This is a genomic window from Wenyingzhuangia marina, from assembly GCF_900130035.1.
Lineage (GTDB): Bacteria > Bacteroidota > Bacteroidia > Flavobacteriales > Flavobacteriaceae > Wenyingzhuangia > Wenyingzhuangia marina.
Genome location: NZ_FQXQ01000001.1, coordinates 672,388 through 687,399, shown reverse-complemented (window position 1 = coordinate 687,399; position 15,012 = coordinate 672,388). Strand labels below are relative to the sequence as shown.

General features: G+C 30.5%; 9 protein-coding genes. 4 read left to right on the top strand and 5 right to left on the bottom strand.

Going from position 1 to position 15,012, the window contains the following annotated elements:
• Positions 1-22 precede the first annotated feature (22 nt).
• From BUB70_RS02940 to BUB70_RS02920, 5 genes are all read right to left on the bottom strand, one after another.
• Positions 23-1,618 (bottom strand): RagB/SusD family nutrient uptake outer membrane protein, encoded by a 1,596-nt coding sequence (locus BUB70_RS02940; protein WP_073118184.1) that lies wholly within the window; start codon positions 1,616-1,618, stop codon positions 23-25.
• 33 nt (positions 1,619-1,651) lie between these two features.
• Positions 1,652-4,726, bottom strand: a complete 3,075-nt coding sequence (locus BUB70_RS02935; RefSeq protein WP_073118183.1) for a SusC/RagA family TonB-linked outer membrane protein — start codon at positions 4,724-4,726, stop codon at positions 1,652-1,654.
• Between the two features lie 179 nt (positions 4,727-4,905).
• A complete protein-coding gene (locus BUB70_RS02930) occupies positions 4,906-8,634 on the bottom strand; it encodes a two-component regulator propeller domain-containing protein (RefSeq protein WP_073118182.1) in 3,729 nt (1,242 codons plus the stop codon).
• Between the two features lie 77 nt (positions 8,635-8,711).
• Positions 8,712-9,119: a hypothetical protein gene (locus BUB70_RS02925; protein WP_073118181.1), complete on the bottom strand. Its 408-nt coding sequence runs from the start codon at positions 9,117-9,119 to the stop codon at positions 8,712-8,714.
• Positions 9,106-10,362, bottom strand: coding sequence for a 3-deoxy-D-manno-octulosonic acid transferase (locus tag BUB70_RS02920; protein ID WP_073118180.1), 1,257 nt, complete (start codon positions 10,360-10,362; stop codon positions 9,106-9,108). Before BUB70_RS02920 ends, BUB70_RS02925 begins: the two co-directional genes overlap by 14 nt.
• Before the next feature lie 102 nt (positions 10,363-10,464).
• On the opposite strand from BUB70_RS02920, the gene BUB70_RS02915 reads away from it, so the two are divergent.
• The 4 genes from BUB70_RS02915 to BUB70_RS02900 all read left to right on the top strand — a co-directional run bounded on the left by BUB70_RS02915 (position 10,465) and on the right by BUB70_RS02900 (position 14,969).
• Positions 10,465-11,235: a DUF3108 domain-containing protein gene (locus tag BUB70_RS02915; RefSeq protein ID WP_073118179.1), complete on the top strand. Its 771-nt coding sequence runs from the start codon at positions 10,465-10,467 to the stop codon at positions 11,233-11,235.
• 41 nt (positions 11,236-11,276) lie between these two features.
• On the top strand, positions 11,277-12,512 hold the full coding sequence (locus tag BUB70_RS02910; RefSeq protein ID WP_229742948.1) for a peptidoglycan DD-metalloendopeptidase family protein: 1,236 nt from the start codon (positions 11,277-11,279) through the stop codon (positions 12,510-12,512).
• Positions 12,513-12,535: 23 nt separating this feature from the next.
• The gene (gene pgi, locus BUB70_RS02905; protein ID WP_084730146.1) at positions 12,536-14,080 is read left to right on the top strand and encodes a glucose-6-phosphate isomerase; all 1,545 of its coding nucleotides are present in this window, start codon (positions 12,536-12,538) and stop codon (positions 14,078-14,080) included.
• A 100-nt stretch (positions 14,081-14,180) separates the two neighbouring features.
• Positions 14,181-14,969, top strand: coding sequence for an energy transducer TonB (locus BUB70_RS02900; RefSeq protein ID WP_073118177.1), 789 nt, complete (start codon positions 14,181-14,183; stop codon positions 14,967-14,969).
• Positions 14,970-15,012 lie beyond the last annotated feature (43 nt).

Below are 15,012 nucleotides of genomic sequence, written 5' to 3'. Positions count from 1 at the left end.
CTTTTTTTAAGATAAACCCAAATTAATCCCAACCTTTATTTTGTGGAATTCCTGAAGAGTTAATTACACTTTGAGGAATTATCCATACATTCATATATGTCGGGTCAAAATTTCTTGCTGGCCAAACTTCTTTTACTTCATAAGCTGAATCTGGATTAGAGGCATCTTCATGAATTCTTCCATGAAGTGGTTTACTATATACCGATTTTGCATCACCCCATCGAACCAAATCAAAATGTCGATCAGCAAATTCAGCAGCTAATTCTACTCTTCGCTCATGCTTTAAATCCTCCATAGTAGCATTTGTCTTAGGAGCTAAACCTACTCTTTCTCTTACTAAATTTAAAGGAACATCTCCATTTTTACCTTGCATAATCAAAGCTTCAGCTTTGATTAATAAAATTTCTGCATAACGCAATAAAGGCACATTATAAGTGGTCGAAGGATCATCCCCATTTGAATTTAAATCAACTCCTATTGCATCTTTTTCAGCATATTCATACATGTATTTATTGAATTGAAAACCTGACAATGAATTTGATGATTGATATTTTTTTGTTTCCCCAAAGTATGGAAACTCATCTCCAAACTTAAGAATTGTTACTTCTCTTCTAGGATCTCCTTCTTCAAATTCTTGATACAACTCTTCTGTTGGTTGGTAATATCCCCAACCATTGTATACTCCCCAACCTTTGTTTTCTAACATAACACCTGGCAATTTACTTCCAGATTGCACCCCTGAGTTTACACTCCAAATGTATTCTGAACTCCAGTTACTTAAATGACTATGTAATTTTCTATAATCTTCTTTAGGGTTATTATTTCCAACAGTAAACAAGGCTCTTCCTGATCCTGAATTTGTAACCGCATCACAAGCTTTAACTGCATCTACATATTTAGTGGCATCAAATTGTGCCCAGTATAAATAGGTTTTTGCCATGTAAGCTAAAGCAGCATCCTTATTTGCTCTACCTTTATCTGCATCGCTATAATCATTAATTAATGGCAATAAATCAGCAGCTTTTTGTAAATCTTCTACAATTTGTTTGTAATTATCAACAACACTTGCAGGTCTTTTAAAACTACCAGCTGTTGCATTCATATTTTCTTCTGTAATGATTGGAATTCCTCCACTTTTATCATCACCATAGTGATATGCTAAAAGATGATAATGAAAAGCTCTCATAAAATAAGCTTCACCTAAGATTCTGTTTTTAGTAGCCTCATCAAAATTCATATTAGGAACATTGGCTAATATATCATTTGCTCTTCTAATGATTTTAAAACTTTGAGGATACATCCATTTTAATCCATCTTCATTACCATCTAAAATAAAATTCTTAGTGTTGTCTGCAAAACCTTTGATACGTCCTGTAATGATATCATCTGATGCATTTATATACCACATAAATCCTCTAGAAAACATATCCTCATCTTTCATGTAAAAATATAAGCCATTTGCAGCTTTTTCTGCATCTTCTTGTGTTTTCCAAAAGTTACCAGAAGAGGTGTTTCCATGAGGTTGAAAATCAGTAAAGTCTTCACTACAAGAGGTTACCGAAAATCCAACAAGCATTAATAATAACACACTTGTTATTTTAAAAATATTTCTGTTCATTTTTTTATCGATTTCAATAATTATTGATTCTATTTAAAGTTTTAGAGATAATCCTGCTGAAATAATTCTAGGAACGGGGTACTTACCTAAATCCATTCCTTTACCACCTACTTCTGGATTTATTCCTGAATATTTTGTAGAAGTAAACACATTTTCAGCTGATATAAACAAGCGTAGGCTAGAACCATAAATAATGTCTTCAGGAAGGGTATAACCTAAGTTGATATTCTTTAACCTTAAATAAGCTCCGTTTTCTAAATACCAACTAGAGTTGGTTTGATAATTAAGATTTTCATCTTTTGTAGAAACTCTAGGAATGTTAGTATTTTTATTTGTAGGGCTCCATGCGTTTAATACTCGGTTATCTAAATTAAAGCCATTTAAAGATGCGTTATATGCTGTATATTTTTGAGCATTAAATATGTTTACCTTTCCAACTCCTTGAAGTATTAAAGCTAAATCAAAGCCTTTGTAATTTAAATTAAGATTAAAGTTATAGGTTACTTTTGGTAAATAACTCCCCATAAACACCCTATCATTCGCATCTATTTTCCCATCATTATTACTGTCTTTAAATTTAAAATCTCCAGGAACGGCGTTAGGCTGAATTAAGCTCCCATCTTTTGTGTAGGCATCTATCTCAGACTGCGATTGGAAAACACCCATATAAGGCACTAAAAAATTAGAAAATAATTGTTCTCCAACAGAAGACCTAAAGGGTGTTAAAATATTTTTATAATTATCGCCATGTACCACATAATCAATACCATTGTTATTATAACCATCTAGATTTAATAACTTGTTACTAAGAGTTGATGCATTTGCCCCAATAGAATAATCTAAATCACCAATGGCATCTTTATAAGTTACGGTAAATTCAAAACCAGAGTTCTCAACTTTACCTGCATTTACATAAGCAGCATCCGCTCCTTGATGACTGTCTGATAAACCTGGCAAAATCATTCCTTTTGTGGTTTTCTTAAAGTAATCTACGGTTAATGACAACTTTCTATTAAACAAAGTAGCATCTAAACCTAGGTCATAAGATTCTGAAGTCTCCCAGGTTAAATTAGGATTAGACAATTGATTTAAAGAAATACCTTGAGCATTTAAATCACCATTCCCGTTAACAATAACATTGTAGGATGATAAAGGAACATTGTATGAGTAATACCCTACAGAATTAATGTTTCCTATTTGTCCCCAAGAAGCTCTAAGCTTTAAATTATCAATAGCTTCTACATTAAAAAAATCTTCTTCTGAAATGGCCCAACCAGCAGATCCTGAAGGAAAATATCCTACTTGATTGTCTTTAGCTAATCTTGAAGTTTGATCTCTACGAATACTTCCTGTAACAAAATATTTGTTTTTGTAATTATACATTACCCTACCTATGGCAGAACTTAATGCATCTTCAAAAACGTCTGATTTAAGTACCGCTCTATTTGGAGAATTTTTAGCATTTCCTAAATATTGATTGTATGCGTTTTCATCGTCAAAATCATATCCAATAGCTCCAAAATACTCATAATCTGTTTTTTGTGCTGAATAAATAGCTGTTGCATCTAGACTGTGCGCTCCAAAATATTTTTTATAAGATAATTGATTGCTCCAAATCCACTTATTGGTAATTGCATTAGATTGCTCTAAAGAATTTTTAGTATTAGTTCTACCTATTTCTGGTATTCTAGGTGAAAAACGTTTATAATTATCATTTCTTAAGCTGTAAGAATATGTTGACTTAAAGTTTAATCCTTTGACAACCTCATAATCTATGTAGGTGTTTGCATTTACAAAAGAATTTAGCTGTGTTGTAGTTGGTCTTTTTAATAAAGCAACAGGATTGTATACATCTCCATAAGCTCCTGCAAAAGGAAGTAAATCTGGTCTATCACTTGGCACCGTACCGCTATAGTTTCCATTAGAATCATAAACTGGAGCAGCAGAAGGCATCCACATAGCATTAGTAATTACACCTTGTGTGTTTCCTGCTGTTTCTGCAAAACCATTAGCGTTAGATTTAGAAAAATAAACATTTTCTCCTACCTTAATTTTATCAGACAAGTCTATATCAGTTTTTACTCTAAAAGAATATCTTTCAAAATCATTCCCAATTAACACCCCTTCTTTTTTGTTATACCCAAAAGAAGTTAAATAGTTAATTTTATCTGTAGCCCCACTAATACTTAAATTTGCATTATAAGTTGGAGCAGTTCTAAAAACTTCATCAATCCAATTGGTTCTAGTAGTTTGTCCCCAAGGATTCACAGAAGCATCATGAGAAGCTTGTCTAGGAACTCCAGCATTATCAGCCGCTAAATTATAAACATCTGCTTGTTCTTTGGCATTTAAAGGGGTAGGTAAATTTGTTGCACTTTGATAAGCAGTATAAGCATCAAAACTAATTTGAGGTTTTCCTGTTTTACCTTTTTTAGTTTCAATAACAATAACTCCTGAAGCCGCTTGTGCTCCATAAATAGAAGCTGAAGCTGCATCTTTTAATATAGAAATAGAAGCAATATCATTAGGATTAATTGCAGGACCATAATATGGAACTCCATCAACAACAGTTAAAGGTGTTTCGTTAGAAAGAGAACCAGTTCCTCTAATCACAATTTTAGGAGATGCTGTTGGATCTCCACCATCTGATAAAACAGTAACACCCGGTGCTCTACCTTGTAAAAAATCAGAAACATTATTTACAGGCCTTGTAGCAATAGACTTTACATCTTCAATTTTTGATATGGAAGTTGTAACACTCTTTTTACTAGAAGAACCATAACCAATTAAGACAACTTCTTCTAAACTATTAGACTCTTCTTTAAGAGCAATTGTTAATTTTTGATTTCCAGAAAAATCAATACTTTGGGTTTGATACCCTAAATAGGTGATTTCTAAAGTTCCTTTGTCCTGTTTTAATTCAAGAACAAAATTTCCATCAAAATCGGTGATGGTTGATATGACTGATTGTCCTTTAAGAACAACGTATGCTCCTGGTATAGGAGTTCTATCTGTTTTGGAAACAACTGTTCCGCTTACAGATACTTGAGCCATAGAAAGGGATACAAGTCCTATGGTCATCAATAAAAATAAATACACTTTTTTCATTTAAAAAATCGTTTTAATAATTCGATCCTTAAATGTAGATCCTAGTCCAAAAAGAAGGTGGTGATTTTATATTCCGATGGGGTAATATCGCTTCAAATTGAATTGAAAAAAAGATCAAAAAAGGAGTGCTTTGGTTACACTAACGTTCAATTAACACAGGGTTAATCCTACAGTAATACTTATAATATTGAATTTTGTTCCTTGTATACTTTTGGACTTACCCCGAATTGTTTTTTAAATGATTTTCCAAAATACTTAGGATCATTAAAACCACACTCAAAACTTATTTCTGAAATGTTTAAGTTTTTATATTTTAACAAATATTCTGCTTTTTGAAATCTAAGTGATGTAATAACATCCGAAGGTGATTGTTTTAATGCTTCTTTAAAAAGCCTATAACATTTAACTCTAGAAACGCCCAACTCATCAATTAACATTTCTACATTAAAGTTATGATTAGACAATTCTTTTTTAATCACTTCTAATGATTTTTTTAAGAGTTTGTCATTAGAAGTTTGTTGCGTGTTTTCTTTACTAAGAATTTCATAAATTTCTTTTTGAAGCTTATTCTCTTCTATCTCTTTTTTAGGCTTTAAAAGAGTGTAAATTTTCTTTTTTACGAAAGAATCGCTAGCTGGTAATTGTATTACTACATCTATTCCAAATTCTAAAGATTGTTCGTTTAGCGTATAATTTATTTCTTCTGAGATATATACAAAGGGAATATGATTGCGTTTTGATTCTTGCTTGTGTTGATTAAAAAACGAAACCAATTCTTTGGTAAATGTTGTTTGATAAAAAACCACAACATCTATATTTATTTGCTGTAATGCCGATGATAAATCAAACACATTATCTTCAAAAATTAAGTTACTACGTTCATCAACCAAGAGGTGTTTTGTAATTTCTATATTCTCTTTATCAGAAAAAATTAAAACATTGTAGTTATTGTTGTTTAGCTCTTTTTCCTGCTCTAGATGTTTCCAAGAAATAGTTTTGATACTATCATTATTATTAGATTCTACGTTTTTTACAGGAATTAACATTTCTAGTTTAAAACCATTGTTTTCTCCGATATTTAAAACACCATTAAGATGATTTAACAACACTTTTACCGATTTAAAGTAGGGGCTAAAGTGATATATTTTTTCCCAACTACTAATAAGTAAATCACTATTAGACACAAGAGTAAGTTGAAATAAATCGTGTTGATGACGAATCTCTATTCTTAAACTACTTTGTTTATTTGAGTATTTAACAATATCATTAAAAAAATATTGCAACAACAATCTAAACCTTAGTAAATCAACTTCAACCCAATGAATATTAGTATCTATTTCTGTAACAAAATTTACTTTGTTTTTTTGTAGAGAGCTTTTAACCTTCTCCATAATATCCACCAAGACAGGTAATAAATCTAGAATACTATTTTTTTGAGCTCCTATGTCTTTTACATGATCTAGATAATTCCACTCCGAAATTAAATTAATCAACTTAACTGCATTTTTCAACAGTTTTTCTTGTACAACTGTGTCTCCTTTAATTTTGTTGGTTTGCTGAATTATTTTAGTAATAGGTTCTTGAAATTCTGATAAAATAAATGTCTTAAATTTTTCTAGTTCAAAATCTTCATTTTTTAAACTACTGTGTAACTCCAATAACTTTTCTTGCTGACTGTTAATTTCTTTGTTTTTCTCATCTAATTTCTGATTTACACGTAACAAATCTTCTTTCTGACTTTCGATGATTTGAGTTCTTTCAATTATTTTTTTTTCTAATACTGCCTTTTGTTTTTTTGCTTTCTTTTCTTTTATATAAAAGATAAAAATTAACAAAATTGCAAATAAGAAAAGAGCCGATACGCCAAACCAAACAGTTTCATAAAAAGCTTTTTTAACAATTATAGAAAAGTATTTTTTACCTAACGAATCTGTACTTGAAGTTTTAACATAAAAGCTATAATTGCCCGAGGGAAGGCCAGCGTATGTTACTCTATATTCATCTTCTTTTAACAATCTCCAAGTTTCATCTACACCTACTAACTTATAGTATGTTTTAAATTGTTGTTGTTTTGTCTCAGGAAAAACAATAGACTCAATTGTTACTGTTAAATTATTTTGAGTATGACTTTTGGTAATTTGCTTAACATAATTTTCATTTCCATCAACAACCAACTTAATTTTAGGAGTATATTTTTTAAAATTCACAGCATTTGGACTAAAATAATTTAAGCCATTTACGCCTCCAAAATATAAGATACCTTTTGGATCTTTATAATATGCCCCTTCAGAAAATTCTGGAGCCTGCCAACCCTCATCTGGGTTTATAACATTTACATGAAATGTATTTTTATCAACTACCGCCAATCCTTTTGTAGTACTTAACCAAACTTTATCTTGTTGATTAATTAAGCCATAAACCATGTGACTTAACAAACCGTTTTGCTCAGTAATATTTTTTATAACTCCTTTTGTTTTGTTATAAATACTAACACCTCCAAGTGAAGCTATCCAATAGTTTTTAGAATCTTCATCATAAAAGGTACTGTAAATACTATTTCCCAAAATTCCCTTTCTAGTATCTATTTTATTTTGAGTAGTTGTCTCTAAATTAAAAACAACTACACCATAATTTTCTGTACTAAGAATTAACTCTGAATTGTATTTTTTTACATTTCTAATATTATAGTTTAATAATTGCTGATATCCTTTAAAAGATTGAAACTTATTTTTCACCAAACTATATTTTGCAACACCTCCCCAACAAGCAATCCATAAGTCTTTTTGTTCATCTTCAAAAATGGAATAACATCTATTATTTGGTAATTCATCAATGTTCTTAGCTTCATAAAGTTGATAACCATTATTATCAATTCTTATCAATCCTGCATAAGTCCCTACCCATAAACTTCCATCAGAAGCAGTAAAAAGAGTTCTTACTCTTTCCCAATCTGTATTCTGAGTAGCTTCTTTAACAAAGTATTTTATGTAACATTTTGTCTCTTTATTGTAATAATAAATTCCTCGATTATAGTACCCTAACCAAAGATGACCTTGAAAATCTTTGCTAATTGCACGTATGGTTTCTGAAGGCAAATGAGGATATTTTATTGGGTGAGGACTTACTTGTGAAATTAACTCCGATCCTTTATAAGCCATACTTAATCCACCATCTTTTTGTCCAAGCCAAACATTATCAAAATTATCTAAATGTAATTTTTCTATCTCGTTACTATTAAAACTATAGTTGTAATATTTGTCAACAGTATAATGATCTATTTGAGTATTTTCTATATTATTAGAACGGTTTGGAATGATATACAATCCATTTCTTCTGGTTGCCAACCAAACATTTCCATGCTTATCTTTTAATACGTCATTAATAATTAACTTAGGATATTTAGCTAATAAAATATTTTTAAAAACTGTAGTATTATTAGGTAACTCTACCTCCGATTCCCTAACTACAAAATCACCATCAACATATTCAAAAACAGCGCTATTTGTAGTAATTAAAAGATTTTTATTTATAGAAGTTTTAAGAGAATTTACAGCTTCTTTAAAATCGTAATTTTTAAAATTACCATTACCAATATATTGACTTAACTTTCCTTCTTTGGTAAGAATCCAAATAGTCCCTTTCTTATCTTTTTCTATGTTAACAATATAATTTCCTGCAATTGAATTTTTTTCCTCTATTTTATGTTTAAAAACGGTAAACTCTCGTCCATCAAAATAATTTAAACCGTCCCAGGTAGCAATCCACAAACCTCCATTAATGTCATTTTCTATATCAATAACAGAATTATTAGAAAGACCTTGATTGGTTGTATAATTTTTAAACTTGATGTTTTGAGACCAAGAAACAAATGAAAAAAAACAAACAATGAAAAAAAAACTAAACCGCATAATCACCTCTATTAGTAACTTGCAAGTTTACAACTGTAGTATTACTTTAATGTGAACTCTGTATTATGCACGCATTATTATTTTTGATCTATCGTCACTAATTGCTTAAAGGAAGAAAAGAAAAACAAGAATAAATAAGATTGATAAAGCACCCAAAAAAAGACATTCTTTAAATTGACTTGAAAAGACTCTTGTGGCTCTGAAAAGATATTCCCAACATTGACTTTCCAAGCAGAAAAACCTAGATATAAAAGTGACACCATTCCCACTCCTCCAAAAAGAATGATGAATATTTTTTGAGAAATTTTTAATTTGGTTTCAAAAGCTTTTGAAAAATAAAAAACACTTAAAAGATAGAAACCAAACAACGGAAGAATCCAAACGATATTTGGTATTAAATAAATGGTTTTCAAAACCTTAAATTCCGATAAAAACAAAACCGTAAATAAGGCTAATAAAACAGCAATAATATTATTCTTTTTCATTTAACAAAATGTCTTTAACTGTTTGCATTATTTTTTGGGTAGCTCCTAAATTTTGAATCACATAATTTTTAGTGATGTTAGATTTTTCTGCTCTAGCTTCAGAATCTTGATACATTATTTTTAAAAACTTAGACAAGTCATCACTATTATCAACGCTTATACAACCTTTTAAAAAAATCAAATCTTTTACTTCTTTAAACTTTTTAAAATTAGGACCTATTACAATTGGCAATCCATAAGTAGCTGCTTCCAAAGTATTGTGTACACCACTTTTTGTGTATCCGCCACCAATATATGCAACATCTGCATAAGCATAAATTTTAGATAAAATTCCAACAGTATCTACAATCATCACTTGATAACCACTCAAGTTTTCTCCTTCTTTTTCTGTAAATAAAATTGTTTTTTTCTGTAAACTATTTTTTAATCTTAAAATTTCATCCGGTTTAATATTGTGCGGAGCAATAATAAATTTTTCATTTTCTTTAGCAATGTTATTGATATAATTCACCAATTTTTCTTCATCTTCTAACCAAGTACTTCCTGCAACCAACAAATAAGAATCATTTTTAAAGTCGTTTACAAACGGTAATTTCTCATTGGCTTCTACCAATTTTTGAACCCTATCAAACCTAGTATCTCCAGCAATATTTACCTCATCAATACCAATATTATTTAAAAGATTTTTTGAGGTTTCATCTTGCACAAAAAACGAAGTAAATGCCTTGAGTGATTTTCGCATCCAACTTCCATATGATTTAAAAAATATTTGATTTTCTCTAAAAATCCCCGACACTAATAAGGTGGGAATATTTTGCTTTTTTAATTCAATTAAATAATTTGGCCAAATTTCGTACTTAATAAAAATAGCTATTGATGGCCGAACTAGTTTGATAAACTTTTTAACATTTGCAATGGTATCTAAAGGCAAATAACAAACAACATCTGCCAATTCATAATTTTTCCTCACTTCATATCCTGATGGAGAAAAAAAAGTAACTAAAATTTGATGCTTTGGATATTCTTTTTTTATTTCTTCAATAACAGGTCTCCCTTGTTCAAACTCGCCTAAAGAAGCTGCATGAATCCAAACCGTTTTCTGTAAGGGATTTATTTTATTTTTTAATTTCTGAAATACTTCTTGTCTTCCAACGACAAACAATTTGATTTTAATGCTAAAAACAGCAACCAATTTTAGCACTATAACCGTAAAATGAACAAATATGTTATATAAAAATCGCATAGCGCAAAGCTAAAAAAATACAATGGTGAATACCTTTGTTCTGTTTTATTTTTTTATTTTGGAACAAGGTTTGATTTACCTTTAAAAAAATCACCAATTAACATGAAAAAACTACTATACTCACTTATATTTTTACTTGGTTTTCTAACCAATAACGTCAGTGCTCAAACCAAAAACGCATACAAAAAAGGAGAATGGATTCAGTTTAGAGTTCATTATGGAATTATTAATGCTGGTTATGCAAGCATGGAAGTAAAAGAAGAAAAAATAAATGATAAAAAAATACAACATGTTATAGGAAAAGGCTGGAGTACTGGCATGTTAGATTGGGTGTTTCCCGTAAAAGACAGGTATGAATCTTTTATAGATCCTAAAACAGGATTTCCTATTAGAGCCATTAGAAAAGTTAAAGAAGGAAAACACACTAAAAACGTTGAACTATTTTTTGAAAAGGATAGTGTTTTAACCATTGATCATAAAAACAAAGAACAAGAACGAGTAGCTGCAAAAGATGTTCAAGATATGATTGCAGCATTTTACTATTTAAGAAACAATGTTTCTGACTCCTTAAAAATAGCAGAATCGGTAGGAATTGACATGTTTTTTGATGGTAAAAAGTTTCCTTTTAAACTTGTAAAATTAGGGGAAGAAACCATTAAAACTAAATTCGGAAAAATAAAATGTATCAAGTTTAGACCATTGGTACAATCTGGAAGAGTTTTCAAAGCCAAAGAGAGCTTAACACTCTGGATTACTGCCGATAAAAACAAAATACCTGTTAGAATTCAGGCTGACTTAGCTGTTGGGGCTTTAAAGGCAGATATAGAAGAATACAAGGGACTTTCTCATCCGCTTAATATTATTATGGATTAACAAATTAATTGTACTTTTGAACCTTGAATTTAAATCTGAGGATGTTGAAAAAAATCACCCTACTTGTTATATTAATTTTTACTTTACTTTCTTGTAATAACAAGAACTCTAAAACACAGGAAAACAAAGAAAACACCCCTGAAAAAGAAACTATTAAGGTTCCTAAAAAATTATTTGGTTACAATTTAGACACTTTTAAAGTTGTAAAAAAGAAAATAAAAAAAGGAGAAACTTTTGGAACCATTTTAGACCAACATCACGTTTGGACTCCAAAAATTTACGAAATAGCCAATACAGTAAAACCAGACTTTGATGTCCGTAGATTAAGAGCAGGAAAAAACTACACCATTTTGGCTGCCAAAGACTCTACAGAACAAGCACAAATATTTATCTATCAACATGATTTAATCAACTATTCTATTGTTGATTTTAGAGATTCTATTTACACAAAAAATGTAAAAAAGAAAGTAACTGTTAAAATTGAAGAAGCTTCCGGAATTATTACTAGTTCTTTATCTCAATCTTTAGACAAACAACACGTAAGTCCTGTAGTTGCTAACGATTTGTCTGATATTTACGCTTGGACTATTGACTTTTTTAGACTTCAAAAAAACGATAGATTTAAAGTTTTATACGAACAAAAATACATTAACGACACCATTCCTGCGGGAATTGGAAAAATTAAAGCTGCTTATTTTGAACATGTAGGAAAACCTTTCTATGCCTTTAATTACGTTCCAGATTCTATTACTGGGATTCAAGAATATTTTGACGAGAACACCAATAATTTAAGACGTGCCTTTTTAAAAGCTCCACTAAAATTTAGTAGAATTTCTTCTAGATATAATTTAAAAAGATACATTGCTTTTTATGGTAGAGTTAAACCACATTTAGGAACCGATTTTGCAGCCCCTGTGGGAACACCTATTTTAAGTACTGCCAACGGACAAGTGATTGCATCAGAATACAGAGGTGGAAATGGAAATTATGTAAAAATTAGACATAACGCTACTTACACAACTCAATATTTACACATGAAAAAACGTAATGTTAAAGTAGGGCAATATGTAAAACAAGGTGATATTATTGGTTGGGTAGGAATGACAGGAAACACTTCTGGACCTCACGTTTGTTATCGTTTTTGGAAACATGGTAAACAAGTTGATCCTTTAAAAGAAGAACTACCTGCAGCCAAACCAATGAAAAAAGAAATACAAGAAAAATACTTAAGTTTTATAGCTCCCATTAAAAAAGAGCTGGATGCTATTCCATACTAAACTAGACTAAAATCAACAGAATCATGTTAAAAAACATCAACCCAACCAAAACCAATGCTTGGAAAAAGTTAACAGAACATTTTCAAGAAGCTAAAAATTTAGAGTTACAAAAATTATTTGCTGATGATCAAAATCGTAGTTCAAACTACGAAATTTCATTAGGTGATTTAAAACTAAATTATGCTAAAAATAGAATCAACAAAGAAACATTAAGCTTATTGGTTGATTTAGCAAAAGAAGCTGAATTAGAAGATGCTATTCAACAATATTTTGGTGGGGAAATCATCAATGCTACTGAAAGAAGAGCTGTATTACATACTGCTTTAAGAAACAATAGTGGAAACGCTGTATATTCTCAAGGAGAAGATGTGATGCCAGAAGTAAATGCTGCTAAAGAAAATATTAAAGCGTTTACTGAAAAAGTAATTTCTGGAAACTGGAAAGGCTATACCGGTAAAGCAATTACAGACATTGTAAATATTGGTATTGGTGGGTCTGATTTAGGACCAAACATGGTAGTTGATGGGTTACAGTATTACAAAAATCACTTAAACACTCACTTTGTTTCTAATATTGATGGAGACCATGTTTCTGAAGTCATAAAAAAATTAAATCCAGAAACTACTTTATTTGTAGTTGTTTCTAAAACATTTACCACTCAAGAAACCATTGGAAATGCCATCACCATTAAAGAATGGTTTTTACAATCTGCTCAAGCATCTGATGTTGCTAAACATTTTGTAGCCGTGTCTACCAACTTAGAAGCTGTTGCTAATTTTGGAATTGCTCCTGAAAATGTATTCCCAATGTGGAACTGGGTTGGTGGTCGTTTTTCTTTATGGTCTGCAGTTGGTTTATCTATTGCATTATCTATTGGATATGACAACTATGCTGAATTATTAAACGGAGCTTATGAAATGGATAACCATTTTAAAACGGCTAAGTTTGAAGAAAACATTCCTGTAATTTTAGCTTTGTTAAGTATTTGGTATAACAACTTTTATGGTGCAGAAAGTGAAGCTGTATTACCATATACACAATATTTAAACACCTTACCATCTTACTTGCAACAGGCTTTTATGGAAAGTAACGGTAAATCTGTAGATAGAGATGGAAATCCTGTAGATTATCAAACAGGAACTATTATATGGGGAGCTGCAGGAACCAACATGCAACATGCCTTTATGCAGTTGGTACATCAAGGAACCAAATTAATTCCATGTGATTTTATTGGATTTAATGAATCTCTTTACGGTAAAGCTGATCATCACAAAAAATTAATGGCAAACTTCTACGGTCAACAAGACGCTTTGTGTTTTGGTAAAACAAAAGAGCAAGTATTAGAAACTGTTGCTCCAAACGCAATTGAACTGCCATTTAAGATATTTACTGGTAACAGACCTAGTAACTGTATCACAGCAGATAAATTAAGCCCTAATAGTCTAGGAAAAATTATTGCTATGTATGAACATAAGATTTTTGTACAAGGAATTATTTGGAACATTTTTAGTTTTGACCAATTTGGTGTAGAACTAGGAAAAGAAATGGCTAATAAACTTTTAAAATAAAAAAGAATTACTTATTTTATAAAAGCCTAACAATCAAATGTTAGGCTTTTTTTGGCACTTATATTGATAGCTAAGATTTATAACTTAAATCTTACGCGTCATGAAAATCAAAAAAAATCCACAGCAAAATCTTGAAAACTACAGCAGTGTTTTTACCCTTTTAGGATTGGTACTTTCTCTTTTTATCACTTTAATTTTTATGGAACAAAAAACCTATGCTTCTGAAAAACCTTCTGTAACTTATGATCCCGCCACCATTAAAATGGATGCGTTACCAAACATGGTAAATGTAATTAGAGAAGAGAAAAAACAACCCAAAATTGAAAAGCCTAAAGATCTTATAGAACCTATTAAAGAACCTCAAACAAAGCCTATAGACGCCATAGATCCGACAAAGTTTAAAAAAGCGGAAAATAATGCTGATATCATTGAAAAACCAATAAATTCAACAGAAGACCCTAGTAATGCTCCAACAGACTTTGGTGATATTGAATATGTTGAGGTAAGTGAAGAAATTGGAGCAGAAACTGTTCCTTTTTTAAGTGTAGATAACATTCCCGTATTCCCTGGTTGTGAAAAATACATTCGTGATAATGAAAAATCTAAAAAGTGTTTTAACAAAAATATGTCTAAGTTCTTTGGTAAAAACTTTGATATAGGTGTTGCTGAGGATTTAAATTTATCTGGAATGCAAAGAATTAACTGTCAGTTTATTATCGATTCACATGGTGATATTAGCCCTGATATACAAACCACCAAAACACATCCAGAATTGGCTAAAGAAATTAAAGATGTAATTAAAAAATTACCTAAAATGATTCCTGCAAAACAAAACGGAAAACCTGTTAATTTAATATACATGCTACCTGTTAAGTTTTATGTTGAATAAAACAAAAAGCCCTGTTCAATAACTTGAACAGGGCTTTTTTTAT

Excerpts from the sequence above, each read along its gene's own strand:
- BUB70_RS02940 (WP_073118184.1), bottom strand. The coding sequence starts at position 1,618 with ATGAACAGAAATATTTTTAAAATAACAAGTGTGTTATTATTAATGCTT.
- BUB70_RS02935 (WP_073118183.1), bottom strand. The coding sequence starts at position 4,726 with ATGAAAAAAGTGTATTTATTTTTATTGATGACCATAGGACTTGTATCC.
- BUB70_RS02930 (WP_073118182.1), bottom strand. The coding sequence starts at position 8,634 with ATGCGGTTTAGTTTTTTTTTCATTGTTTGTTTTTTTTCATTTGTTTCT.
- BUB70_RS02925 (WP_073118181.1), bottom strand. The coding sequence starts at position 9,119 with ATGAAAAAGAATAATATTATTGCTGTTTTATTAGCCTTATTTACGGTT.
- BUB70_RS02920 (WP_073118180.1), bottom strand. The coding sequence starts at position 10,362 with ATGCGATTTTTATATAACATATTTGTTCATTTTACGGTTATAGTGCTA.
- BUB70_RS02915 (WP_073118179.1), top strand. The coding sequence starts at position 10,465 with ATGAAAAAACTACTATACTCACTTATATTTTTACTTGGTTTTCTAACC.
- BUB70_RS02910 (WP_229742948.1), top strand. The coding sequence starts at position 11,277 with ATGTTGAAAAAAATCACCCTACTTGTTATATTAATTTTTACTTTACTT.
- pgi (WP_084730146.1), top strand. The coding sequence starts at position 12,536 with ATGTTAAAAAACATCAACCCAACCAAAACCAATGCTTGGAAAAAGTTA.
- BUB70_RS02900 (WP_073118177.1), top strand. The coding sequence starts at position 14,181 with ATGAAAATCAAAAAAAATCCACAGCAAAATCTTGAAAACTACAGCAGT.